This is a genomic window from Ruficoccus amylovorans, assembly GCF_014230085.1.
Lineage (GTDB): Bacteria > Verrucomicrobiota > Verrucomicrobiia > Opitutales > Cerasicoccaceae > Ruficoccus > Ruficoccus amylovorans.
Genome location: NZ_JACHVB010000025.1, coordinates 1 through 21,505, shown reverse-complemented (window position 1 = coordinate 21,505; position 21,505 = coordinate 1). Strand labels below are relative to the sequence as shown.

The following is a 21,505-nucleotide window of genomic DNA, read 5'->3' as shown; positions in this document are numbered from 1 at the left end:
TCGCCCGCGTTTGCAACGGTATTGCGACAAAAAAACCCGGCACGGGGCCGGGTTTGGGAAAAAGTGGGTTGGCGAAAGGTTTTAGGCCTTTTCGACCTTGCCGGCCTTGATGGCCTTGGCGGACACCCAGACGCGCTTGACCTGGCCGCTGGGGAGCTTTACCCGGATGCGCTGCAGGTTCGGGCGAAAGGTGCGCTTCACGACCTTGGTGACGTGCGTACCGATACCGCCGCTTTTCTTGGTCTGACCTTTGCGGTGGATACGGCTGCCGCGTTGGGGGCGTTTACCGGTGACTATGCAGATGCGTGACATGGAATTGGTTCTCCTCTTGAGTGAAAAACGTGGCAAATTAGACCTTCTGCGCGTCTTGGCAAGGGTTTTTTTAGTTTGAGAGTTTGGGGTTTGAGAGTTTGAAGGTGGCGGCTGCTACGCTGCGGGGCAGCTTTTTTTACAAAACAGTTCTGTTTTCATGCCCGTCTTCACGTTTTTCACCGTAACTCTCAAACGCTCAAACCCCAAACTCTCAAACTCTTATCCTTGCCGTGAACGGTGTGGGCCGTTTCAATCCGCGCTCATGAAGGACGCTCTCACTCAGGCCTTGAATACGCCCGACAGCCCCGGCCAGGAGCCGGCCATCAAAGTCCTGATGGTGGACGACCAGGCGATGGTCTGCGAGGCCGTGCGCCGCATGCTCGCCGGGGAGCCGGACATCGCCTTTCACTCGATCAACGACCCGGCCAAGGCCATTGAAACCGCTTTGGAGATCAAGCCGACCGTGATCTTGCAGGATCTGGTCATGCCGGACATTGATGGGCTGACGCTGGTCAAGTTCTTCCGGGCCAAGGCCGAAACTAGCGAGGTGCCGATGATTGTCCTGTCCTCGAAGGAGGAGCCGGAGACGAAAAAGAAAGCCTTCGAGCTGGGCGCAAACGACTACATGGTCAAACTGCCGGACAAGCTGGAAGTGATCGCCCGCATCCGCTACCACTCCAAGGGCTACCTCAACCTGCTCCAGCGCAAAAAGGCGGAGGCCGCGCTCCAGGCGGAGCTGGAGGAGGCCGCCCGCTACGTGCGCTCGCTCTTTCCGGACCCGATGGAGAACGACCTGGTCAAGACGGACTGGGTCTTTATCTCCTCCTCCGACCTGGCCGGGGACACCTTCGGCTATCACGACCTCGACGACGAGCACTTCGCCATCTACCTGCTCGACGTGACCGGACATGGTGTCGGCGCGGCCCTGCACTCGGTCTCGGCCATCAACGTGCTGCGCGCGCAGTCCCTGCCGGGGGTGGATTTTCGCGATCCCGGAGCGGTGCTCTCGGGGCTGAACGAGGCCTTCGACATGGACAAGCACAACCAGATGTACTTCACGCTCTGGTATGGGGTTTTCCATCGCCCCACGCGCACCCTGAAGTTTTCCTCCGGCGGCCATCCGCCCGCCGTCCTCATCACTGATCCGGCCCGGCCGCAGGAATCCCTTGAAACCCTCTTCACGCCGGGGATGGTCATTGGCGGGATGCCCGGTGCGCCCTTCACCACAGACAGCACGCAGGTGCCGTCCGGCAGCACCCTGTATGTCTTCAGTGACGGCGTGTACGAGGTCGATTATGCCGACGGGCACGGCATGATGACCGAGGAGGAGTTCGGCGCGGGCCTGTGCCTCCCCCCCGAGGAGGGAAAAAGCAAGGTCGCCAGTATGGTTGACTGGGTGCGCCGCGCTCAGGGCCGCGACCCCTTCGAGGATGATTTCTCCCTCATGGAGATCATTTTCAAATAAACGCTGTCCCCATACCGGAGCCCCGGCCTTCTCTCATTTTCGTAAAACTATCTTCACCTGACCCGATACTCTCTGCCGCGATGGACTTTACCTACATCAACGACGTCAAGGAACTCAACCAACTGGCCGCCGACCTGGAGCGCTTCGGCGAGGCGCACGACCTGAACCCGGCCCTCGTCCACACCTTCAACCTTTGCCTGGACGAAGTTCTGACCAACATCATCTCCTACGCCTACGAGGTGCCCGCCCAGCATCATATCTACCTCTCTATGAAACTGATCGGCGACGAGGTGGAGGCGGTTATTCGCGATCACGGCAAGGCCTTTGACCCGCTCCACGACGCCAGGGAGCCGGACATCGACGCGCCGCTGGAGGAGCGCCCCATCGGCGGGCTGGGCATCTTTTTCTGCAAGCAGTTGATGGATCACATCGAGTACCGGCGTATTGACGAAACCAATACATTCACCATGCGCAAGGCGAACATCTCCGCTCTGCCGGAGGAGGATTGAGGCCAACGCCCTGCGGCTGCTCGTTCCGTATTTTGTCCACGCAGCCTAATCGTCGTCCCGCGGGCAACGCGGGGCGCGCACCCGAGTGCCGAAAACGAGCATCAAATAAGTCGCGAAAATCGGCCAGTAAGTCGCGTAATGGTGGGTGATGGTGACTTGCAGCCACGGAATTGAGGCCACCTGCCCGCTGGCCAGCAGGTAGAGGACGAATCCCGCTGGCAGCATGACGAGATAGGCTCCGAGCGAGAACGGCACCACGCTCCAGCGCGGCAGACGGGGGCCGATCCACAGGATGAGCGCGTAGCCCAGTGCGCAGGGGAAAAGCAGCATGAGGCTGAGTTCGCCGAATTCGCCGTAGGACACGCTCCGGTGCGGCAGCAGACTGAGCAGCATCAGGATCAGCGTCAGCACGAAATAACCTGCGAAGCCGCCGAGGAAGGCGCTTGTGCGGCGCAGCATGATACGTGCATTGGGCAGGGGCATGATGTGGGAACGAAAAGCAGGGCGCGATGGATGGCGATAAAAAAACTCCCGCTCAAAGATGGGCGGGAGTTTTAAAAAGTAAATAGGCCTTGATATGGAGGGCCGGACTTATTCGTCGTCCTGGATCAGGCGGTACTTCCTACGTACGCGGCGGAAGGCGAAGAAGAAGTAAAAGTAAACCGCGGCGACGAAGGCGCTCCCGCCGACGCACTTGAGCGTATCCTTGCGCAGGGTGGTCTTGTTCGCGCTGAAGAGCGACTTTGTCTCATCGAGCATGCGCTTCTGGTTGGACTTGATCGTTTCCCAGAGCCACTCGCGGCGCTCGACGAAGGAGTCTTTAGGCATTTGCCGGGCACGCTGCTCCAGAGAGGGGGTCAGACTCAGCACCGTGGTGAGCATTTCCAGTTCCTCCATGCTAGTGGCGTTGTCAAGGGCCTTGCGGACTTTCTGCTGCTGGGTGGCGGAGATGTTCTGCGCCGTGGCCATGCGGGCGTTCATGCCATTGCTCAGGCGCAGGGCGTCATTGACGGCCAGGGGCATGAGCAGGACGAAGATCACCGCCATGACGAGGCTGAACCAGGTCAGGATGCGAGCCCCGGCCAGCCGCCACAGGGGCAGCTCAATGGTGTAGCCGGCCAAAAACAGCGCGACACCGAGGATGGGCGTGAAGGCGTTGTCAACCAGCGCCTTGATCGTGAGGAATTCCCAGTCGGCGCTTCCCGGCTGAAGCGGGTAGATGATGTACGCGTACTGAAAGAGACCGAATAAAACCAAGGCCGCTCCCACGATAGGGAGCGGATTGGGCTCGCCCTCCTGGATCTCCAGCGGGCGGTAGAATTGCTTCAGGCGTTGGGTAAGTGCTTTCATTCCTAGCGGTTATCTGGCTAGGTAGGCGGAAACCCTACGACTTACAACCTTTTATTACTGAGCGTGAGGCTCAGGCCTGTTCGGATTCGCTGCGGGCGTTGATACGCTTGCGCAGGCGACGCCAGCCGAAGAATCCGATCAGCGCCAGGCCGGGCAGCGGATTGACGCCGAAGGGCACCGCGACCGGCGAGCCGCCGCCACCTTCGGGGATGGCGATGCCGAGCACGATCAGATCCTGATTGGTCGGGCTGACGATGGAAACCAGATCGGGATACGGATAGTTGTTGCCGTTCTGGGCTTCGGAATTGACGTAGTTGAGGTAGTTCTTGGCCTGGTTGACGGTATTACGCTCGCGCTGGGGGCCATTCGTGGCCGGCTGGTCATCAACGCTGACCTGGAAGTTGCCGTCCGAGAGTCCGTTGTTCACCCAGATACCGTCGTCGTCGTAGATCAGCTCCCACAAGGCGAGCTGAAAGGCGCCGGCGTCCTCCTGGCTCCAGGAGCTGAGATCCTGGTTGGTCGGGTAGTACTTGTCGTACAAGATGGCGATATTGCGGGCCTGAGCCTCGCTGAGCGCCAGCCCGGCCGGATCGGTCAGGCTGTAGGTCTGGTAATTGGTGTAGGTGCTGCCGACGCTGATGACCTGCTCGATCTCGGCGCAGAAGGCGACCGTTTGCATCGGAGTCATCGTGCTGGACTCGTCCAGAAAGGTGAGGTTGATGGTGCCCACGTAGAGCTTGCCCATGTTGGTGTTGATCGTCGAAGACTTTGTAAAGCTATCGAACGTGAACGACACCGGCGTAGCGCTGGCAACAGCGGTCAACCCGAAGATCGCGGCGGCGGCGACGCCGGCCTGGCCGAAAGTGGTCTTGAGGAGGTTGAATTTCATATCAGTTATTTTGCTCGAAAGATTGATTGGCCTATAAATACCCAAAGGGTGAAACGAGAGTTTACCCCTGTTTTTTGTTAATCGTCAGATTGATGTCGGGTTTAAGTGTAATATTTTTATTTTTTCCAAATAAAGCAAAAACCCTACCCAGTAGCTCTTGGATATAGGTGAAAAACAGCTAATGAGCGTACTTGCCGCCAATTTAGCATTTATTTTACATAAAAGCAAAGGATCGTGGTGCTGACTGTGCCCGTGCAGCAGAAGGTGCGGACTGGCATGGACCCTGGCAATCACATTCATCTATACTGGGAGAGGAGAGACGGGGGTGTTTATTCCCTTGGGTAAAGAAGCCGAAGCAGGGCGATTGCTGTTTGCGAACAGCGTGTACGGAGGGGGAAGATGCGCGGCGCTTATCCCATTGCCTTTTCAGGCCTGGCCCGGCACACTGCCTGTCGTGATACCTCGCCTGTTGTTGTTTTTCGCTGTGTCGTTGCTCTTGGGCTTGAGCGCCTGTAAACCCACCGAAGACGGCTCCACCGCGAACGATCTTGCTTCCGGCGATTCCGGGACGGCCGAAGGGGCAACGGCGAGCCCGGTCAGCCAGTACATTTATGTCGCGGGCGAGGGTGGTTTTAGCCGGGCGCTGTTTCGGGACGAACCGGCTCCGAAGGGAGCGGTGCCCGTCGTTCTGGCCTGGGTGTCAGGGCCGGAGGATGAGGCGGAGGTCTTGTCCTTGTTGGGGGGCGCGACCGGAGTGAGAATCATGTCCGGTGCGTTCGGGCTTAACCGGGGGGACCAAAACGTCCTGAGCAACAATATGCTCCTGCCGCTTTCGGAGCGGATGGCAGGCGGGGAGGTTGTTTCGCCGCAAAAGGGGACGGCGGACATGCCGGTGCACGTGCGCAAGATTGGCGACAAGGGAGGCGAGGCTTATCTGGATCTGACGCTGGCTGACCCGGACATTTCCCAGTGGGACCGGAATCTGTTCTGGCAGGCCGGGAGCGAAATCCGGATTGTCGATGAAGTGGCCGTTCGTCTGGGGAAGCGCAGTGCCTTTATCTTTGCGACTTTGGTCAAGGGTGCGGGGGGAATCACCGTGTCGGAGGAAAATGTCGGGACCGTGGTGGAGACGGCGGGCTACACGCTGATTTTCCAGGCGGATGTCCCGCTCAATGTTTATGCGGTGGCTTCCGAGGTCGGGGAGAATCGTACCGGGATGGAGGGCTCTGCCACGATCTTTGTCGAATGTGTGGAGCCGGTCGCCGGCCTGAAGCTCGTGACCCGCATCCTGCCGAAGCTGTCGGTTGAACAATGAGCCGGGTGAATGGTACGTGGGAGGCTTTTTTCGCGGGGCTCCGGGCGAACTTTTAGAGCGGTTTAAATAAAGTCGTAGCCGCCACAAAAAGGCCGAATGGCTAAATGGTTAAAATGGCTAATTGTTGTTTTCTACGCTCAGCATCCAATCATTAACAATTGGCCATTTAACCATTTAACGATGGTGGCTACAGTATTTCTTAAACCGCTCTAAATAAGAAAAAGCTCACACGGAGGCACAGAGGCACGGGGGGATTTCTACATCTCTACGTCTTTGCGCCTCTGCGGTACGAAAAGAGGAACACTGGGGCGCGCAAGGAGGAAGAGGGAACGGCGACGGCGATTATTCAGAGTGCCATAACGCCCCGCATAAAAAAACGCACGGGCCCGAAGACCCGTGCGTGAAAGATGTGTTTTGACGGAGCGTTATTGTCCTGCAGTGCGGACCCATCGTTGGGGGGGGAGCAACCTTTGTGACGCTCAGGTGCAAAGCCCCAGTGCCACCGGTTGTAACCCGGTCCAGTCCGGCCGCGCGCTATTTCCCGCTGGGGAAGGTGACGCTTTCGGAGGCGGCTTCGACGGTGGCGGCGGGCAGGGAACGGAATCGGGTGAGGATGTCGTTCTCCATGTCCTGCGGGCTGAGGCCGTTGGCGGCGCGCAGGTCGGCATTGCTGCTGCCGTGGGCGACGAACTTGTCCGGCCAGCCGATGCGGACGACCGGCGTCATGATGCCCTCGTCCTGAAGCTCTTCGAGTACGGCGCTACCGAAGCCACCCTTGCGGATGTGGTCTTCCATCGTGACGATGAGGCGCGCGTGCTTGGCGTCCTTGAAAAGCTGCGTGGTGTCGATGGGCTTGGCAAAGCGGGCGTTGACCACGCCGACGCTCAGGCCTTGTTCGGCGGAAATCTTGTTGGCGAGCTTGAAGGCGTCCTGCACCATCGGCCCGAGGGCCCAGATGATGATGTCGTCGCCTTCGCGCAGGGTCTCGGACTTGCCGATTTCGAGGGCTTCGGGCTCGTCCTTCATGTGGACGCCGACGCCAGAGCCGCGCGGGTAGCGGATGAAGCTCGGGCCCTTGAAATCGAGGCCGGTTTTCATCATGTCCACCAGTTCGTCTTCGTCCTTGGGCTGCATGATGATGACGTTCGGGACGCCGCGCAGGTAGGTGATGTCGAAGAGGCCGTGGTGGGTCGGCCCGTCGTTGGGGGAGAGCCCGGCACGGTCCATGCAGAACATCACGTCGAGCTTTTGCAGGGCGACGTCGTGCATGATCGGGTCGATGCCGCGCTGGAGGAAGGTTGAGTAGATGGCGACGACGGGCTTGATGTTGCTGGTGGCCAGGCCGGCGGCGAAGAGCACGGCGTGCTCCTCGGCGATGCCCACGTCAAAGTACTGGCCGGGAACCTCGTCGGCGAGATGCTTGAGGCCGGTGCCCGAGGGCATGGCGCCGGTGATGCCGACGACGCGCTTGTCGGCCTTGGCGAAGTCCACCAGGGCCTTGCCGAAAACGTCCTGGTAGGCGGGCGGGGCGCTGGCCTTGCCGGGCTTGGACTTACCGCTGGTGAGGCAGAAGGGGCTGGTGCCGTGCCACTTCTCCGGGTCGCCCATGGCGACGTCGAAGCCTTTGCCCTTGGTCGTGAGCACATGCAGGATGACGGGCTCGTTCGACTCCTTGGCGAACTGCATGTACTGGTCCATCAGCTCCATGTCGTGGCCGTCGATGGGGCCAATGTAGCGCAGGCCGTACTTCTCGAAAAGGGAGGGGTTCTGGTCGATGAGGAAGTCCTTGGTCTCCTGCTTGACCTTTTTGCCGAATTTCTTGATCGCCTGGCCGCCGGGGACGGCGTTGAGGAAGCTCTCCACGTCCTGGTGGAAGCGGTTGTAAACCGGGTTGGTGATGAGCTCGTTGAGGTAGGTGGGGATGGCGCCGACATTCGGGGCGATCGACCACTTGTTGTCATTGAGGATGACGATGAGCTTCTTGCAACTGGCCTTGATGTTGTTGAGGGCCTCCATCGTGATGCCGCAGGTCAGGGCGGCGTCGCCGATCACGGCGATGACGTGCTCGGGGCTCTCATTGAGGTCGCGGGCGGTGGCCATGCCGACGGCGGCGGAGAGGGCCGTACCGGCGTGCCCGGCGCCGAAGCAGTCGTGCTCGGACTCGTCGCGCATGAGGAAGCCGCTGTAACCCTCGCTGTGGCGCAGCTTGCGGAATTTTTCCCCCTGGCGGCCGGTGAGCAGCTTGTGGACGTAGCCCTGGTGCGACACGTCGAAGACGAAACGGTCCTGCGGCGTGCTGAAGTGCCGGTGCAGCATGATGGTCAGCTCGACGACACCGAGGTTCGGGCCGACGTGGCCACCGTTTTCAGAAGTCACCTCGAGGATTTCCTGGCGGATTTCCTTGGCCAGCTGCGGAAGGTCTTCCTTGCTGAGCGCTTTAACGTCCTGAGGGCCCTTGATGGAGGGAAGTATAGCCATAACGTATAGTCTTAGATAAACAGGCGAGTGAGAGAATAGTGATCGCCTTGAAAAAATAAAGTCAGGAATCGGCGGGCGCGTCGAAGGGTTCGAGGCTGACCTGTCCGTCTTCCTGCCTGAGTTTTTCGATTTTTTGTTCTGCTTGGTCCAGTTTGCGTTGGCAAAACTTCGCCAGCCGGGTGCCCGTTTCGTATTTGGTGACCAGGTCGGCGAGCGGGATGTCTCCGCTTTCGAGGCTCTCAACGATGTTTTCCAGTCGTTCCAGTGCTTCCTCGAAAGACGCAGCTTCTTCCGTCGTTTGCGTTTTCGGCATATTAGGTTAGCGGTAAGTGAAACCCCGGTCAGGCGCAAACGCAAGCCTGATTCTGGCCCCGGACGGAGGGGCGAAAACGGGGTGTAATTCGCCCTTGCCACCGGGCTTCAGGCGTTATGGCATGGGAGTTCGAACGAGATTTCTCCCATCCTGCCCGTGCCTGCCCTAAAAATCATTTTTTGCACTTTCGCTGCCTTCTGGCTGCCCTTGAGGCTCTTGGCTGGGTGGCTTGGCCTGCAAAGTCTGCTGGATCTGGCAGAGACGGCGGGTGATGTCCCGAAGTATATTGCACTGGTTGGGGCCGTTCTCATGCTCATCGACCTCTGGCACTCCAGTCGTACCCAGGACGATAAAATCTGGTGGACGGTTCTCGGTTTAATCTTTGCACCGATCGTTATGCCTGTTTATTGGCTGGGGTTTGGATTCAAAGAGAACCTGAAGAAGCTCAAGCCTTTGCCTGAGAAAGACTCCGATGATGAGGCGCCTGCCGCCTGACCGGCCCGGCGTACTTTTCTTTTAATCATTCTAGCATCCCTATGCATCCCTTCCTGATCGCAATTCTCGTCCTGATCGGCCTGAAACTGGTGGCCGAACTGGTGCTCGACTGGCTCAACCGCGGAGAAGTCCTCCGCCACGCCGACAGCATCCCCGCGGCTTTCGCCGGGATTATGGACGAGGAAACCTACAAAAAATCCGTTTCCTACACCCTCACGCACACGAATTTCGGGATGATTCAAACCGCCTGGGATGCCGTCGTCCTGGCCGTGGTGCTGGCTTCGGGGCTGTTGCCGTGGCTCTTTTACGGGCTGACCGGGTGGGTCGGGGACGGGCTCTGGGGGCAGGGGCTGGTGCTGTTTGTCATCCTGATCGCGCTCTCGCTGCCGGGCGTCCCGCTGGAGCTGTACAGCACGTTCAAGATCGAGGCCCGCTACGGCTTTAACAAAACCACGCTGGGCACCTGGATCAGCGACAAGCTCAAGGGCCTGCTCCTGGCGGCCATCCTTGGCTACCCGCTGCTGTGCCTGCTGCTGTGGTTTTTTCGCATTTTGCCGAACTCGTGGTGGTTTTGGGCCTTCGTGGCGTTTTTCGGCTTCCAACTGCTCTTGCTCCTGCTCTATCCGCGCCTGATCCTGCCGCTCTTTAATAAGCTTTCGCCCCTGCCCGACGGCGAACTGCGCTCCCGCCTGCTCAAGCTCGGGGAGCGCACGGGCTTCTCGGCCCGGACCATCCATGTGATGGACGGCAGCCGCCGCTCCACCCACTCGAACGCCTTTTTCACCGGCTTTGGGAAGTTCCGCCGCATCGTGCTCTACGATACGCTGGTCGAGCAACTGGAGGACATCGAGCTGGAGAGCGTGCTCGCGCACGAGATCGGGCACTATAAGAAGGGCCACGTGCCGAAGATGCTCATCATCTCCGCGCTGGCCAGCCTGGTGGGCTTCGGTGTGCTCGGGCTGCTGGCCGGACAGGCGTGGTTTTACGAGGCTTTCGGCTTCCAACTGGCCGACGGGATGGTCCCGGCTCTGTTGTTGTTTATGCTGTTGAGCGGGTTGTTCAGCTTCTGGCTCTCGCCGCTGCTCAACGGCCTCTCCCGCAAGCACGAGTACGAGGCCGACGCCTTTGCCCGCAAGGTCATGGGCGATGACCCGCAGCCGCTCATCGCCTCACTGCACAAGCTGACCGAGAAAAACCTCGGCAACCTCACCCCGCACCCCTTTTACAGCGCCTTCCACTACTCCCACCCAACCCTGCTGGAACGTGAAACCGCCCTCAAGGGCGGGTGAAGCCAGCAGAATGGGAAATCGTGAGCAGGGTGGTGATGGTGTTAACTCTGTTTCTCAATTGAAGTGATAACGAGACCGTGACGGCAGGAGGTTTCCTTTTTAACAGAAAGGTCGGCAAGGGCGGAGCCCCCCGTTCTTGCCTGTCCTTTTTGTTCTTCCCGGCCTTCCTGTTGAATCCTCTCTTTTTATCCATTTTGCTCTGGGTAGTGCCGTTCGCTTTGAGCGGGGCCGAGACTGTCCGGGTGGCGACCTATAATCTGGAAAACTACCTGCCGATGGGGCGGATGGCTGACGGCCACTGGCGGACGGACTACCCTAAGCCGGAGGCGGAAAAAAAAGCCCTGCGCGAAGTTATCCGCGCCGTCGCCGCCGATGTGCTCGCCGTGCAGGAAATCGGTGGCCCCGACTACCTGGAGGAACTCCAGCACGACCTGCGGGCCGAGGGGCTCGACTACCCGTACGCCGCCGTCATGATGGGGCCGGACGACGAGCGCCGCACCGCCGTGCTCTCATGCCTGCCCTTCGCGCGCGTGCTTCAGCACGACCGGTTGGGGTTCACCTTCGACGGCCAACGCGAGCAGGTCCGCCGGGGCTTGCTGGAGGTACAGTTTGAAACCGCCGGTGTGCCGTGGGCCTTGTTTGTCGTTCATCTGAAAAGCCGCTGGACGATTCGCGACTCCGACCCGCTGGCCGCGAAGCAGCGGGCCGGTGAGGCTCAGGCGACCCGCGACCTGATCCGCGCCAACTACCCCGACCCCGACACGGCCAACTACCTCATTGCGGGCGATTTTAACGACTCCCGCGAAAGCACGCCTCTGCGGCGTTTTCTCAGCGTGGGCAAGCGCGAGTTGGCGCAATTCATCGAGGCGCAGGATTCGCGGGGCGAGGTCTGGACGTTTCATTACCACAAGCGCGACCTCTACGAGCGGGTGGACTTCCTGCTGGTATCCCCCGCGCTGGCCCGGCGCGTGGTCGAAGGTTCGGCCCGCATCATCGACATCCAGCCCGCTACCCGCACCGCCAGCGACCACCGCCCCGTCTGCGTCGAACTGGCTTTCTAGGCAGGGCCTGCACTCCGCCCTCGCTACTGCGGCACGGCATGCCCTGCACCCTCGGTACTGCGTACCGTGATGCCGCCGCCAACGCGGCGGCATGGGCAACGGCGGTTGACGCCGACTCAAACGAACTGCGTGTGTTTGGCCTGAAGGCGGTGGAGTGGTGTAGCTTTCTGGAGGAGACTCCGCCGCCCCGCCTAAGAGTTAGGCCGCGCATGGGGTAGGAGCCTTTCTGGCTCCGTAGGGGCGCAGCCCCTCATTGTCCAGTGCGGGCACGCACATAAACGGCTTGCGCTGGAGGGGGGAGGTGGTGAGAGTTGCCCGCGTGAAAGAGACGGCAAACTCCGGGCAAGTCAGTGTCCGTATTATTCCCTGCCTCGATGTCCACGCCGGGCGTGTAGTCAAGGGGGTCAATTTCGTCAATCTGATCGACGCGGGCGACCCGGTCGAGCAGGCCAAAGCCTACGAGGCTCAGGGGGCGGACGAGTTGGTGTTTCTCGACATCACGGCCTCCAGTGACGAGCGGGCGATCATGCGGGATGTGGTCGAGCGCACGGCCTCGGAGTGCTTCATGCCGGTGACGGTCGGGGGCGGCCTGCGCACGGTGGACGACATCCGTGCCATGCTCAATGCCGGGGCCGACAAGGTTTCGCTCAACACCGCCGCCGTCCAGAACCCGGACCTTATTCGCGAGGCATCCGAGATTTTCGGCAATCAGTGTATCGTCGTCGCCATCGACGCTAAGCGGGTTGCGCCCGCGGACACTGAGGAGGCAAGCCCCCTACGGAGCCAGAAAGGCTCCTCCCCCCAGGGGGACGGTGGTGAATCCTCGGGGGAAGAGCCGAAGCTGACCTGGAAAGTTTTTACGCACGGGGGACGCAAGGAAACCGAATGGGACGTGATCGACTGGGCTCGCGAAGTCGTGCGGCTGGGCGCGGGGGAAATCCTCCTGACCAGTATGGACTCCGACGGCACCAAGGCCGGGTATGACATCGAACTGACCCGCGCCGTGAGCGAAGCGGTGGAGGTGCCGGTTATCGCTTCGGGCGGGGCGGGCACGCTTGACCACCTCGTGGATGTGCTCCGCGACGGCAAAGCCAGCGCCGTGCTGGCGGCGTCGATTTTCCACTTCGGCACGTACTCGATCCTGGAGGCGAAGCAGAAACTGGCCGGAGCCGGGTTGCCCGTGCGCCTGCCACTCGAAGCTTGAGCCCGTCCGTATCAGAGCTTATTTAAATAACTATGAAATTCCCCAAAGCAGGCGACCTTCCTAAGGAACTGACCATCCTCGCGGGGGTCCTGATGGCGCTCGGCGCGTTCGCGCTGGTGCAGGCCATCATCTCCATCGTCAACCAGAACGGTGCCAATATCAACTTCATGGTGCTCCTGCTGCTGGCGGGCTTTGGCCTGATCCGCCTGAAGCCGTACTGGCGGTTGTTCACGCTGACGATCTCGATTGTCACGCTGATTTTTGTGGCGGCGCCGCTGGTGATCGCCCTCATCCGGTGGGCACCTCCCTACGGGCAGGGGCAGAGCATGGGCTTCATCGTTTCCTTCTGGATCACAACCGTGGTCGGCCTGGGGGCTTGCGGCTGGGCGCTCTACGTGCTCAACAAACCCTCCATCGCCCGGCTTTTTACGAAGTAGCTTCTTTCCGGGCGGGGCGGCCGCCGAATACCCCTTTCGCTCCTCCCTCACACTTCCTCGACCGCGAGCAGTGCCCGCCAGGGAAGCATGGCGCATTTGACACGCGGGGGCAGGTGGCGGATGCCTCCGAGGGCGGCGGCGTCTTCCCAAAAGTCCGTCTCGGCCTCCGCCGGTTCGGGGCCGGTCAGAAATGCGCGGAAGCGCCCGGCCAGCGCCTTGGCCTCGTCAATGTCCAAGCCGTTGACCCGCTCGCTCATGAGCGAACACGAAGCACGCAGCACGGCACTTCCGGCGGCCTCCCAGCCGATGGCGACGATTTTGCCTTTGGGGTCGGTGCGCAGAGTGAGCGCCACTTCGTCACCGGCCTCGGGGTTCTTGGCCTCGGCACCGTGGGTGGGGGCTTCGAGCAGGCCGCGCGCACGCGGATGCTTGCTGTGGTCGAGCAGGATTTCCTGGTAAAGCTCCGGTGTCAGCGGCATGTCTTTTTTAACCGTAAAGAACACCCCGGACGCAAAGGCTTTTTTCGGGGAAGCAGCTTAGCCCGCCCTACGGGAGAAACAGCTTGCGGAGCTTGTTCAGGCTGGCGACGAGGGCGTCGATTTCCTGGCGGGTATTGTAAAACGCGAAGGAGGCTCGGGCGGTGCCGGTGAGTCCAAAGCGTTCCCACAGGGGCATGGTGCAATGGTGGCCGGTGCGTACGGCAATGCCATCGGAGTCGAGCATGGTGCCGATGTCGTTGGGGTGGATGCCTGCGATGTTGAAGGAAATGAGCGCAACCTTGCGCGCGGCACGCCCGTAAATGGTCAGGCCCTCGATTTGCTCAAGCTGCGCGGTGGCGTAGGCGAGGAGATCGGCCTCCTGCGCGGCGATGGCCGGGTGGCCGATGCTCTCCACGTAGTCGAGCGCGGCGGCCAGTCCGATGGCTCCGGCGATGTTGGGCGTGCCGGCCTCGAAAAGCTCGGGCAGGCCCCGGAAGGTCGTGCCGGAGAAGCTGACCCGCTCGATCATGTCGCCACCGCCCTGATAGGGGGGCATGGCGCCGAGGAGCTCGGCCTTGCCGTAGAGGACGCCGATCCCGGTCGGCCCGAAAAGCTTGTGCCCGCTGCACACGAACCAGTCGCAGTCGAGGTCGCGCACGTCGATCTTGAGGTGGGCGGAAGACTGGGCACCGTCGAGGAGCACAGGGATGCCGTGGGCGTGGGCCTTGGCGATGAGTTCTTTGGCCGGGTTGATCGTGCCGAGGGAATTGGAGGCGTGGCAAAGAGCGACCAGTTTCGTTCTCGGGCCGATAAGCTTTTCCCACTCGTCGATGAGCAGTTCGCCCGCGTCCGAGACGGGCGCGACCACGAGCTTCACTCCGAGGCGACTTTCGAGCAGTTGCCACGGGACGATGTTCGCGTGGTGCTCCATCACGGTGAGCAGGATCTCGTCTCCAGTGTGCAGGTTGGCCTCGCCCCAGGTGCTGGCCACGAGGTTGATGGCCTCGGTCGCCCCGCGTGTGAAAATGCACTCGCGCGCCTCGGCGGCATTGAAGTACCGGGCCACCGTCTCACGGGCGGCTTCGTAGGCCCCGGTCGCCTCCTGGCTCAGGAAGTGGACGCCACGGTGGATGTTGGCGTGCTCCTGTGAGTAGTAGCGCTCGATACGCTCGATGACGGCGAGCGGCTTCTGGGCGGAGGCGGCGTTGTCGAGATACACCAGCGGCTTGCCGTTGACTTCGCGGGCCAGTATCGGGAAATCCTTGCGCCACGCCGCCACATCCACTTCGGGATGGTCGGCGAGCGCAGTTCCATTGCTCTTATTTGGAATCATTCTTAGTTGAGAATCTAACTCAAAACCATGTGTCCGCAAGCCAAATGCCGGTTAATTCTCCGGCAAGGCCTAGGTCCGGTTCTTACCTGTTGGTGGGAAAGGGAGGATTCAACAGCAAGGCCGGACAGAGCGGAAATCCTTGTTTTCGCTACTTCTTTATGTCCTTCCCGGCCTTCCTGTTAAAAAAAGTCTCCTGGCGTCACGCTCCGGCTCAGGGGTAATCCTGGCGGGTGGGGCGGACGGTGATGTCGCTGATGTGGATGTGGGCGGGTAGCCCGACAAGGTGCTCGATGGCCTCAGCGATGTCGTCGCCGACCAGCAGCGGGCCAAAGCTCTCATGGAAGTGCTTGACGGTTTCGTCGGAGTAACCGGCCCCATCCTGGAAGCCGCTCACGACGATCCCCGGCGCGACGATGGTGACGCGCACGCCCTTGGGGCCTATCTCACGGCGCAGGCCCTCGGTCAGCGAGTGGACGGCCCACTTGGTCGAGCCGTACACGGCGCTGAAGGGCGAGATCTGCTTGCCCACGACCGAGCCGATGACGACGAGGTCGGCCGCCGATTGCGGGTAATCCTTCTCCTGCTTGGCGACAAGCTTTTTGGCGGCGGTCTGCATGAGTCGCAGGGCGCCCTCGACGTTGAGCTTCCAGATGGTCTCGTACTTTTCGATGTCGGCGCTCTGGACGGACCCGCCCAGACCGGTCCCGGCGTTGGCCACGACGAGGTCAGCCTCGCGCCCGAACGTGTCCTTGGCGGCGGTAAAGAGCGAGTCGATGACGGCCTGTTCGGCGGCGCTTCCGGCCACGCCCTTGAATCTGGGGCCCAGTTCCTGTTCGAGCGCGGCGAGCTTGTCGGCGGAGCGGGCGTTGCCGATGACGCCGTAGCCCTGGGCTACAAAGCGGCGGACGGTGGCTTCACCGATGCCGGAGCTGGCTCCGGTCACGATGGCGATGCGTGCGGGGGAATCTGACATATAGCGGTAACAGTAATCTTCGACAGGCCCGGCTGCAAGCCGTTCCGGGTGAAGATTTGTCCGGCGTTGGTTTTACGTTGGAGGGACGTGAATCGTCCTTGATTGAAATGGCTCTGTACCTTTTAATGATTGTCGATGGCTGGACTCAATCTGAGAGAATGGATGTTTGTCAATTCGTTGCAGGACAGTTGGTACATGACGCGTGATCCGGACGCTCCTGGCTATCCGCCGCAGCGCCCGGTCCGTCTGGATCAGGCGCAGGCGATTCTCGATGACGACCCTGACTATCCTCTTTATGTCATCCACGTCGGCCAGACGGGTAATAATCCGCCCTGGGTGCGACTCTTGCCGACACCGCCTCGTTCGAAGCACAAGGCGAGTTGCCCGCGTTGTGGTGGTGAATGCTACGTTGAGGAGAAGACCATACAAGGGCCGCTTACTCCAGTGGGTACGGTTCTGGCGATTGGAGGCATTGTCAGCGTAACCGTAGGCATCATACTGGTCATTATCGAACGCAGGGAGCTTCCGATTTTTCCCGTCCTCGGTATTGCCGGGGTGCTGGGCTGGATTGCGTCCAAATGCCGGAACAATAAACGCGTGCCGTGGGCGATTTGTTGGCGCTGTTGCTGTGTGCTTACTGCTGAGCCGCCGGTGCCTGTCTTGAAACAAAAATAAACCGGCCCCAACGGGACCGGTTTATGAAAAAGATTGGTTTTGTTGCCTTGGTCGTGCTTAGGCGTCGGCGAAGGCGATGTCGGGCTCGAACTCAACCACGAGGCGGTACTTCAGGCCCGGACGCATAATCAGCGGATGATCGCGCACGAGGTGCTGGAGGTAGTGGATGTTGCCCCAGTAGCTGCGGTAGTCAGGGTCATCGGTCACGACCTCGGTTTCGCCCCAGACGGCCTGGAAGTCGTCCTTGATCACAACCGGGCGCAGGCCGCCTTCACCGATGGTGTATGTCAGGCCGCTGCGGTAGCGGGTGTGCGGTGCGCCGATGGCGATGACGTAGCGCATGCTGTCGAGCTGGACCTGGTTCTTGACGGTGAAGATGAACTCGCTGGTCATCTTGCCGCCGAGGAAGGTCCAGTTGACCTTGCAGGAGCCCACGCCGGTGAGGAAGCGCTCGTCCACCGTGACCAGTTCGGGCTGGTCGTAGCGGAAAAAGAAGGAGTTGCGCAGGCCCAGACCGGTGGTGCAGTTCTTGCCGTAGAAGGCCGGGATGACCTTCTCCTTGCCGAAGGTAAGCTCGGGCAGGAGGATCGGGATCTGCTTGTTGGCGGGCCAGTCGATGATGCCGGGGCAGTGCGGGAAGGCGAGCGAGGAGCTGCTTTCGCCGCACTCGGAACCGGCACTCACGAGCGGGATCTGCACGTGCAGGCTGCTTTCCGGGTCAAAGTAGTTGAAGAGGCCGTTTTCCTTGCGGTGGCTTTTGTCGAAGACCACGAAGCGGCCGGAGCGCTTGGCCGGAGCGGGTTTGGCGTCCATGCTGCCGCCGATGCTCTTGGCCAGACGGGCCCACTGGCACAGGTAGCGCGCGGCGTCGAAGTTAGCCATGCGCGTGGTGTGCGTGTCAGCGGTGGTGCGCTCGCCGTCGCGGATGACGAGGAAGCCGTGCTCGTGGTCCAGGTACGTGGTAAAGAAGAACTGGAACAGGCGGCGGAGGATGTCGAAGTACTTCGGCTTTTCCTCGTCAGCGATCCAGCCGTCGCGCATGGCCTGCAGGATCAGGCTGATGCAGTGCATCTGGCCGTAGGCACCGATGCCGCGGCCATAGGCCCAGCCGAGGCCGTCCTGGCGGACGATGTCGGGCAGCATCTTGATGTACTTGCCGGCGTGGGTGCGCAGGCTGGGCAGCTTGCGGTCGCGCAGGTGGATATTGGCGTGAAGCTGGAGCGCCTGCCGGATGAAGACAAAGCTCAGGACGCCGTAAATGTCGAAGCAGCCGCCGAAGCCTTCGGGATGGTCGTCGCAGTAGCCGGCGCTGCTGTTGACCTTGATGCGCTCGACGAAGCGGTCGATCAGCTTGCCGGTCTCGTCCTTCTTGGACAGGCCCATGCTGAAGCGCGTGACAGCCTTGGCGATGTTGAACGCCTGGAGGTGGTTGTCGTAGTCGGTGCGCTGGAGCAGGCGGTGGTCGAGCGTCTCGCGGGTCGGCTCAAGCAGGCGCTCCCAGACCGGGTTGCGCTCCTTCGAGGGGCCAAAGGCCAGCAGCCCGAGGGCCGAGTAGGCCAGCCCGTTTTCGGCTTCTTCCTCGATGAAGGCTTGCGCAGTGACGGTGCGGGCCACCAGGTCCACCAGATCGTAGTCGCCGAAGCGCGACTGCTGGGTGGCACGGTGGTACTCTCCAATCGCGAGGGCGGCGTGGCCGGGCTCATCAAAACGGCCCATTTCGCCGTCAACGGGCGTTATGGAACCGTCGGCGTTGATCGCATTAAGGTTCTGACCCAGGATGGACTGGGCCATATCAAGACATTGGTCGGCGAAATTCTCCATCGCGTGGTTTCGTACAGCATAGCATCCGTTGGCCTTGTGGCCTGTGAACAGGACGCGGAAACCCGTCTTTGTGGATTTTTGTGCAGGGCCTGTCAACAGGTTATTGGCTCAGAGCGCAGAAAGATTGCGGTTTTGTCATCCATCCGGGTGGGTGGCTGACGGCGCTAGCAGTTTACTGGTGGGTCGGGGAGGAGGGCCGGGCGTTTTCCGGATGGTTTTTTCCGGGACGGAGGGGGGGGAGACGCTTTCCCCCTTGCGCTGCCGGGTAAACGCGTGCCAGATAGGTCGCAACAACCCTTTTTAGCTTGTGACCGTCGTCTTGCTCAAGGGCTTCGTGCTCGGTTTTATCTTTTCCGTCATCATGGTGCCCGGAACCGTTTGGTGTGTCCAGGTCACCCGGCGTTACGGGCTGAGGGCAGGATTAGCCGCGGCGCTTGGAATCACGCTGGGGCAGGGAGCCTGGATTACCACATCGGTCGCGCTGATGGCGGTGCTGTGGATGCTGCCGCTCCAGTCGGAGTTGACCTGGATTTTCCGCGTGTTGGCCGCTCTGACACTGGTTTATATGGCCTTGGTCATGTTCCGGGCGCGTCGGGCGGATTCCCTGGACTGCCCCGTCTTGCCCGGCGGGGCCAGCCGGATATTCCGGGGTACGATGGCGGTATCGATGGGCATGCCGATGCGCTTTTTCGGATACATGGCTTTCTGCGTCGCGGCGGGGCTGGAAGACCACCTGCCCAATCAGCCCGGCCATGCCTTGATGGTGGTGGTCGGGGCGGTCTGCGGGACTGCCGTGTGGTGGCTCTACATGGTGACGCTGGCGCGCGTGTTTGGCCGCAGGGTACCGGAGCGGATCAGCCTGCGTTCCATTAACAAGCTTAACCCGCTGGGAGGAGGCATCCTGTTGCTGGTGGCGGTGATGACGCTCCTTCCGCTGCTGGCGCGAGGATAAGGAAAGCGCTTAACCGGCCTGTGCGGCTAGTGTGCGGTTACCGAAGTTTACTGTATAAATTAGTTGATATTTAATCTGATAATGTCATTATGTATGGATGTCACGTTTGGGCAGGCCGGTAACGCCAATATTCTTATCCGAGGAAGAGCAATCGACCCTTGATGGGTTGATTCGTAAGCGTAACGCACCGGCGCAGGAGGTTCAACGGGCGAAGATGGTCTTGCTGGCTTCGCAGGGGCTGAGCAATCGGGCCATTGCGGATGAGTTGTCCGTCCATGCCCAGACCGTGGGCTACTGGCGAAAGCGTTTTGCCGCCGGTCGCTTGCCTTCGTTGAGCGAAGCGCCTCGCAGTGGGCGTCCCCGTACGATCAGCGATGAGCAGGTGGCCGAAGTGGTGCGTCTGACTTTGGAGCAGAAGCCGGAGGCGTCCACTCACTGGAGCACGCGCTTGATGGCCCAGAGCACGGGTTTGTCCAATAAAACCATCTCGCACATCTGGCGTGCCTTTCAGTTGCAACCGCATCGCACTGAGAGCTTCACCCTCTCCAAAGACCCTTACTTTGTGGACAAGGTGCGCGACGTGGTGGGCCTGTGCATGAGCCCGCCGGACAACGCCCTGGTCTTCTGCGTGGATGAAAAGAGCCAGATTCAGGCCCTGGAACGCAGCCAGCCGATCCTGCCCTTGCGTCCGGGCGCGCCCGAGCGGCAGACCCACGATTACTACCGCCACGGCACCACCTCGCTTTTTGCAGCTCTTGACGTGGCCACTGGACGGGTCATTAGCAGCCTCAAACCACGCCACCGCAGCCGTGAGTTCCTCAGTTTCCTGCGCCAGATCGAACGCACCGTGCCCGATGGACTCGACATCCACATCGTCTTGGACAACTACGCCACCCACAAAACCGACACCGTCAACCAGTGGCTCAGCAAGCGGCCGCACTGGCACCTGCATTTTATCCCCACTCACTCCAGTTGGCTCAATCAGGTCGAACGCTTCTTCGCCCTCATTACCTCCCGGGCCATCCGCAGAGGCTCCTTCGGAGCCCTTGACCAACTTAAGCGGGCCATCAACCAATACATCGAACAACACAACCAAAATCCAAAGCCCTTCGTCTGGACCGCTTCCGCAGATGCTATCCTCGCTAAAGTTGCTCAATTATGCAGTAAACTTCGGTAACCGCACACTAGAGCGGTTTAAGTAAAGTCGTAGCCGCTACAAAAAGACCGAATGGCTAAATGGTTAAAATGGCTAATTGTTGTTTTCTACGTTCCGCATCCAACAATTAACAATTAGCCATTTAGAGCGTTTCAAATAAAACTGTAGCTATTTTCTCTGGGATCTGGTAGTGGGTAGTGATGAAAACGCTATCGTTGGATTTGAGACGGCGGCTCGTGGAGAGCTACGATGAAGGCAAGTGCACGCAGGCCGAGGTGGCTCAGCGTTTCCGGGTGTCGTTGGGGATGGTGAAGAAGCTGATCCAGCAACGGCGCCGGACTGGCCTGATCGAAGCCCGGCATCGGTTTTCGGGCCGCAAGGCACGCTTATTGCCTGATCATGGGCCGGAACTGAAGGCATTGGTGGGGCAGCATCCGGACTTGACCTTGGCCGAAATCAAGGAGCGTCTGGACTTAGGCTATACGGTCGGAGCGATCCATTGGGCTCTGGACAAGCTGGGGCTGACATATAAAAAAAGACGCTCCATGCCTCCGAGCAAAACCGCCCCGATATCGCGCAAGCCCGCCGCCGCTGGAAGCGCAGCCAAGGCGGCCTCGACCCGGCGCGGCTCGTGTTCATCGACGAGTCGGCGGCCAAGACCAACCTGACCCGGTTACGGGGTCGCGCCCCTCGGGCGCCAACGTCTGCTCTGCCATGCTCCGCATGGACACTGGCACACCACCACGATGATCTCCTCGGGCGCCTGGACGGCACCACCGCCTGCATGAGTGTTGAGGGCGCGGCTAACACCGAGGTCTTTCAAGCCTATGTGCTCCAGATCCTCGTCCCCTCCCTGCGTCCCGGAGACATCGTCATCATGGACAACTTGCGCGCCCATAAAAACGAGGACACCCTCAATCTGATCCGGCAGGCCAAGGCCCAAGTCCGCTTCCTGCCGGCTTACTCCCCGGACCTCAATCCCATCGAAATGATGTGGAG

Annotated in this window: 24 protein-coding genes; 14 read left to right on the top strand and 10 right to left on the bottom strand. The window is 60.6% G+C overall.

Translation table 11 applies throughout. The annotated features are described in order from the left end of the window. Positions 1-81: 81 nt before the first annotated feature. Positions 82-312 carry a 50S ribosomal protein L28 gene (gene rpmB / locus H5P28_RS09605; protein ID WP_185675494.1) on the bottom strand — a complete coding sequence of 77 codons (231 nt, stop codon included), beginning with the start codon at positions 310-312 and terminating at the stop codon, positions 82-84. 262 nt (positions 313-574) lie between these two features. Between rpmB and H5P28_RS19885 the strand changes: the two genes are divergently transcribed. Both H5P28_RS19885 and H5P28_RS09595 read left to right on the top strand, forming a co-directional pair. Further along, positions 575-1,777: a SpoIIE family protein phosphatase gene (locus H5P28_RS19885; RefSeq protein WP_185675493.1), complete on the top strand. Its 1,203-nt coding sequence runs from the start codon at positions 575-577 to the stop codon at positions 1,775-1,777. 80 nt (positions 1,778-1,857) lie between these two features. Beyond that, positions 1,858-2,286, top strand: a complete 429-nt coding sequence (locus H5P28_RS09595; protein WP_185675492.1) for an ATP-binding protein — start codon at positions 1,858-1,860, stop codon at positions 2,284-2,286. 45 nt (positions 2,287-2,331) lie between these two features. Here the strand turns inward: H5P28_RS09595 and H5P28_RS09590 are convergent, their stop codons facing one another. From H5P28_RS09590 to H5P28_RS09580, 3 genes are all read right to left on the bottom strand, one after another. Then, a complete protein-coding gene (locus H5P28_RS09590) occupies positions 2,332-2,769 on the bottom strand; it encodes a hypothetical protein (protein ID WP_185675491.1) in 438 nt (145 codons plus the stop codon). Positions 2,770-2,877: 108 nt separating this feature from the next. Beyond that, positions 2,878-3,636: an HpsJ-like protein, cyanoexosortase A-associated gene (hpsJ-A, locus tag H5P28_RS09585; protein ID WP_185675490.1), complete on the bottom strand. Its 759-nt coding sequence runs from the start codon at positions 3,634-3,636 to the stop codon at positions 2,878-2,880. Between the two features lie 70 nt (positions 3,637-3,706). Further along, positions 3,707-4,525, bottom strand: a complete 819-nt coding sequence (locus H5P28_RS09580; protein ID WP_185675489.1) for a PFE-CTERM domain-containing protein — start codon at positions 4,523-4,525, stop codon at positions 3,707-3,709. Positions 4,526-5,009: 484 nt separating this feature from the next. Between H5P28_RS09580 and H5P28_RS09575 the strand changes: the two genes are divergently transcribed. After that, a complete protein-coding gene (locus H5P28_RS09575; protein ID WP_185675488.1) occupies positions 5,010-5,840 on the top strand; it encodes a hypothetical protein in 831 nt (276 codons plus the stop codon). Between the two features lie 534 nt (positions 5,841-6,374). On the opposite strand, the gene dxs is transcribed toward H5P28_RS09575, so the two are convergent. After that, positions 6,375-8,318 (bottom strand): 1-deoxy-D-xylulose-5-phosphate synthase, encoded by a 1,944-nt coding sequence (dxs, locus tag H5P28_RS09570; protein ID WP_185675487.1) that lies wholly within the window; start codon positions 8,316-8,318, stop codon positions 6,375-6,377. A 61-nt stretch (positions 8,319-8,379) separates the two neighbouring features. Next, a complete protein-coding gene (gene xseB, locus H5P28_RS09565; protein WP_185675486.1) occupies positions 8,380-8,631 on the bottom strand; it encodes an exodeoxyribonuclease VII small subunit in 252 nt (83 codons plus the stop codon). Positions 8,632-8,787: 156 nt separating this feature from the next. Between xseB and H5P28_RS09560 the strand changes: the two genes are divergently transcribed. The 6 genes from H5P28_RS09560 (at position 8,788) to H5P28_RS09535 (ending at position 13,117) form a co-directional block, all read left to right on the top strand. After that, entirely contained in the window at positions 8,788-9,126 is a 339-nt protein-coding gene (locus tag H5P28_RS09560) for a hypothetical protein (RefSeq protein ID WP_185675485.1), read from the top strand. A 41-nt stretch (positions 9,127-9,167) separates the two neighbouring features. Next, on the top strand, positions 9,168-10,415 hold the full coding sequence (locus tag H5P28_RS09555) for a M48 family metallopeptidase (RefSeq protein WP_185675484.1): 1,248 nt from the start codon (positions 9,168-9,170) through the stop codon (positions 10,413-10,415). Positions 10,416-10,621: 206 nt separating this feature from the next. Further along, positions 10,622-11,476 carry an endonuclease/exonuclease/phosphatase family protein gene (locus H5P28_RS09550; protein ID WP_185675483.1) on the top strand — a complete coding sequence of 285 codons (855 nt, stop codon included), beginning with the start codon at positions 10,622-10,624 and terminating at the stop codon, positions 11,474-11,476. 38 nt (positions 11,477-11,514) lie between these two features. Next, positions 11,515-11,694, top strand: a complete 180-nt coding sequence (locus tag H5P28_RS09545) for a hypothetical protein (RefSeq protein ID WP_185675482.1) — start codon at positions 11,515-11,517, stop codon at positions 11,692-11,694. Positions 11,695-11,795: 101 nt separating this feature from the next. Beyond that, positions 11,796-12,680 (top strand): imidazole glycerol phosphate synthase subunit HisF, encoded by an 885-nt coding sequence (hisF, locus tag H5P28_RS09540; protein ID WP_185675481.1) that lies wholly within the window; start codon positions 11,796-11,798, stop codon positions 12,678-12,680. 32 nt (positions 12,681-12,712) lie between these two features. Beyond that, entirely contained in the window at positions 12,713-13,117 is a 405-nt protein-coding gene (locus tag H5P28_RS09535; protein WP_185675480.1) for a hypothetical protein, read from the top strand. 47 nt (positions 13,118-13,164) lie between these two features. Here H5P28_RS09535 and sufU read toward each other — a convergent pair whose 3' ends face one another. The 3 genes from sufU to H5P28_RS09520 all read right to left on the bottom strand — a co-directional run bounded on the left by sufU (position 13,165) and on the right by H5P28_RS09520 (position 15,902). Continuing rightward, on the bottom strand, positions 13,165-13,596 hold the full coding sequence (sufU, locus tag H5P28_RS09530) for a Fe-S cluster assembly sulfur transfer protein SufU (protein WP_185675479.1): 432 nt from the start codon (positions 13,594-13,596) through the stop codon (positions 13,165-13,167). Between the two features lie 67 nt (positions 13,597-13,663). After that, on the bottom strand, positions 13,664-14,929 hold the full coding sequence (locus tag H5P28_RS09525) for a cysteine desulfurase (protein ID WP_185675478.1): 1,266 nt from the start codon (positions 14,927-14,929) through the stop codon (positions 13,664-13,666). A gap of 211 nt (positions 14,930-15,140) precedes the next feature. After that, positions 15,141-15,902, bottom strand: a complete 762-nt coding sequence (locus H5P28_RS09520) for an SDR family oxidoreductase (protein WP_185675477.1) — start codon at positions 15,900-15,902, stop codon at positions 15,141-15,143. A gap of 135 nt (positions 15,903-16,037) precedes the next feature. Here H5P28_RS09520 and H5P28_RS09515 point away from each other — a divergent pair, with 135 nt between their 5' ends. Then, complete coding sequence (locus H5P28_RS09515) at positions 16,038-16,577, top strand: hypothetical protein (RefSeq protein WP_185675476.1); 540 nt, start codon at positions 16,038-16,040, stop codon at positions 16,575-16,577. A gap of 57 nt (positions 16,578-16,634) precedes the next feature. On the opposite strand, the gene H5P28_RS09510 is transcribed toward H5P28_RS09515, so the two are convergent. Continuing rightward, complete coding sequence (locus H5P28_RS09510) at positions 16,635-18,368, bottom strand: hypothetical protein (RefSeq protein ID WP_246455948.1); 1,734 nt, start codon at positions 18,366-18,368, stop codon at positions 16,635-16,637. Positions 18,369-18,705: 337 nt separating this feature from the next. Between H5P28_RS09510 and H5P28_RS09505 the strand changes: the two genes are divergently transcribed. The 4 genes from H5P28_RS09505 to H5P28_RS09490 form a co-directional block, all read left to right on the top strand. Beyond that, complete coding sequence (locus H5P28_RS09505) at positions 18,706-19,350, top strand: LysE family translocator (protein WP_185675474.1); 645 nt, start codon at positions 18,706-18,708, stop codon at positions 19,348-19,350. Between the two features lie 97 nt (positions 19,351-19,447). Continuing rightward, on the top strand, positions 19,448-20,527 hold the full coding sequence (locus H5P28_RS09500; protein WP_185675473.1) for an IS630 family transposase: 1,080 nt from the start codon (positions 19,448-19,450) through the stop codon (positions 20,525-20,527). A 179-nt stretch (positions 20,528-20,706) separates the two neighbouring features. Further along, entirely contained in the window at positions 20,707-21,174 is a 468-nt protein-coding gene (locus H5P28_RS09495) for a transposase (protein ID WP_185673748.1), read from the top strand. Continuing rightward, positions 21,138-21,505 (top strand): transposase (locus H5P28_RS09490; protein ID WP_185675436.1); only part of this gene is annotated, 368 nt, incomplete at its 3' end. The genes H5P28_RS09495 and H5P28_RS09490, both read left to right, overlap by 37 nt.

Excerpts from the sequence above, each read along its gene's own strand:
- rpmB (WP_185675494.1), bottom strand. The coding sequence starts at position 312 with ATGTCACGCATCTGCATAGTCACCGGTAAACGCCCCCAACGCGGCAGC.
- H5P28_RS19885 (WP_185675493.1), top strand. The coding sequence starts at position 575 with ATGAAGGACGCTCTCACTCAGGCCTTGAATACGCCCGACAGCCCCGGC.
- H5P28_RS09595 (WP_185675492.1), top strand. The coding sequence starts at position 1,858 with ATGGACTTTACCTACATCAACGACGTCAAGGAACTCAACCAACTGGCC.
- H5P28_RS09590 (WP_185675491.1), bottom strand. The coding sequence starts at position 2,769 with ATGCCCCTGCCCAATGCACGTATCATGCTGCGCCGCACAAGCGCCTTC.
- hpsJ-A (WP_185675490.1), bottom strand. The coding sequence starts at position 3,636 with ATGAAAGCACTTACCCAACGCCTGAAGCAATTCTACCGCCCGCTGGAG.
- H5P28_RS09580 (WP_185675489.1), bottom strand. The coding sequence starts at position 4,525 with ATGAAATTCAACCTCCTCAAGACCACTTTCGGCCAGGCCGGCGTCGCC.
- dxs (WP_185675487.1), bottom strand. The coding sequence starts at position 8,318 with ATGGCTATACTTCCCTCCATCAAGGGCCCTCAGGACGTTAAAGCGCTC.
- xseB (WP_185675486.1), bottom strand. The coding sequence starts at position 8,631 with ATGCCGAAAACGCAAACGACGGAAGAAGCTGCGTCTTTCGAGGAAGCA.
- H5P28_RS09555 (WP_185675484.1), top strand. The coding sequence starts at position 9,168 with ATGCATCCCTTCCTGATCGCAATTCTCGTCCTGATCGGCCTGAAACTG.
- H5P28_RS09545 (WP_185675482.1), top strand. The coding sequence starts at position 11,515 with ATGCCCTGCACCCTCGGTACTGCGTACCGTGATGCCGCCGCCAACGCG.
- H5P28_RS09535 (WP_185675480.1), top strand. The coding sequence starts at position 12,713 with ATGAAATTCCCCAAAGCAGGCGACCTTCCTAAGGAACTGACCATCCTC.
- sufU (WP_185675479.1), bottom strand. The coding sequence starts at position 13,596 with ATGCCGCTGACACCGGAGCTTTACCAGGAAATCCTGCTCGACCACAGC.
- H5P28_RS09525 (WP_185675478.1), bottom strand. The coding sequence starts at position 14,929 with ATGATTCCAAATAAGAGCAATGGAACTGCGCTCGCCGACCATCCCGAA.
- H5P28_RS09520 (WP_185675477.1), bottom strand. The coding sequence starts at position 15,902 with ATGTCAGATTCCCCCGCACGCATCGCCATCGTGACCGGAGCCAGCTCC.
- H5P28_RS09515 (WP_185675476.1), top strand. The coding sequence starts at position 16,038 with ATGGCTGGACTCAATCTGAGAGAATGGATGTTTGTCAATTCGTTGCAG.
- H5P28_RS09510 (WP_246455948.1), bottom strand. The coding sequence starts at position 18,368 with ATGGCCCAGTCCATCCTGGGTCAGAACCTTAATGCGATCAACGCCGAC.
- H5P28_RS09500 (WP_185675473.1), top strand. The coding sequence starts at position 19,448 with ATGTCACGTTTGGGCAGGCCGGTAACGCCAATATTCTTATCCGAGGAA.
- H5P28_RS09495 (WP_185673748.1), top strand. The coding sequence starts at position 20,707 with ATGAAAACGCTATCGTTGGATTTGAGACGGCGGCTCGTGGAGAGCTAC.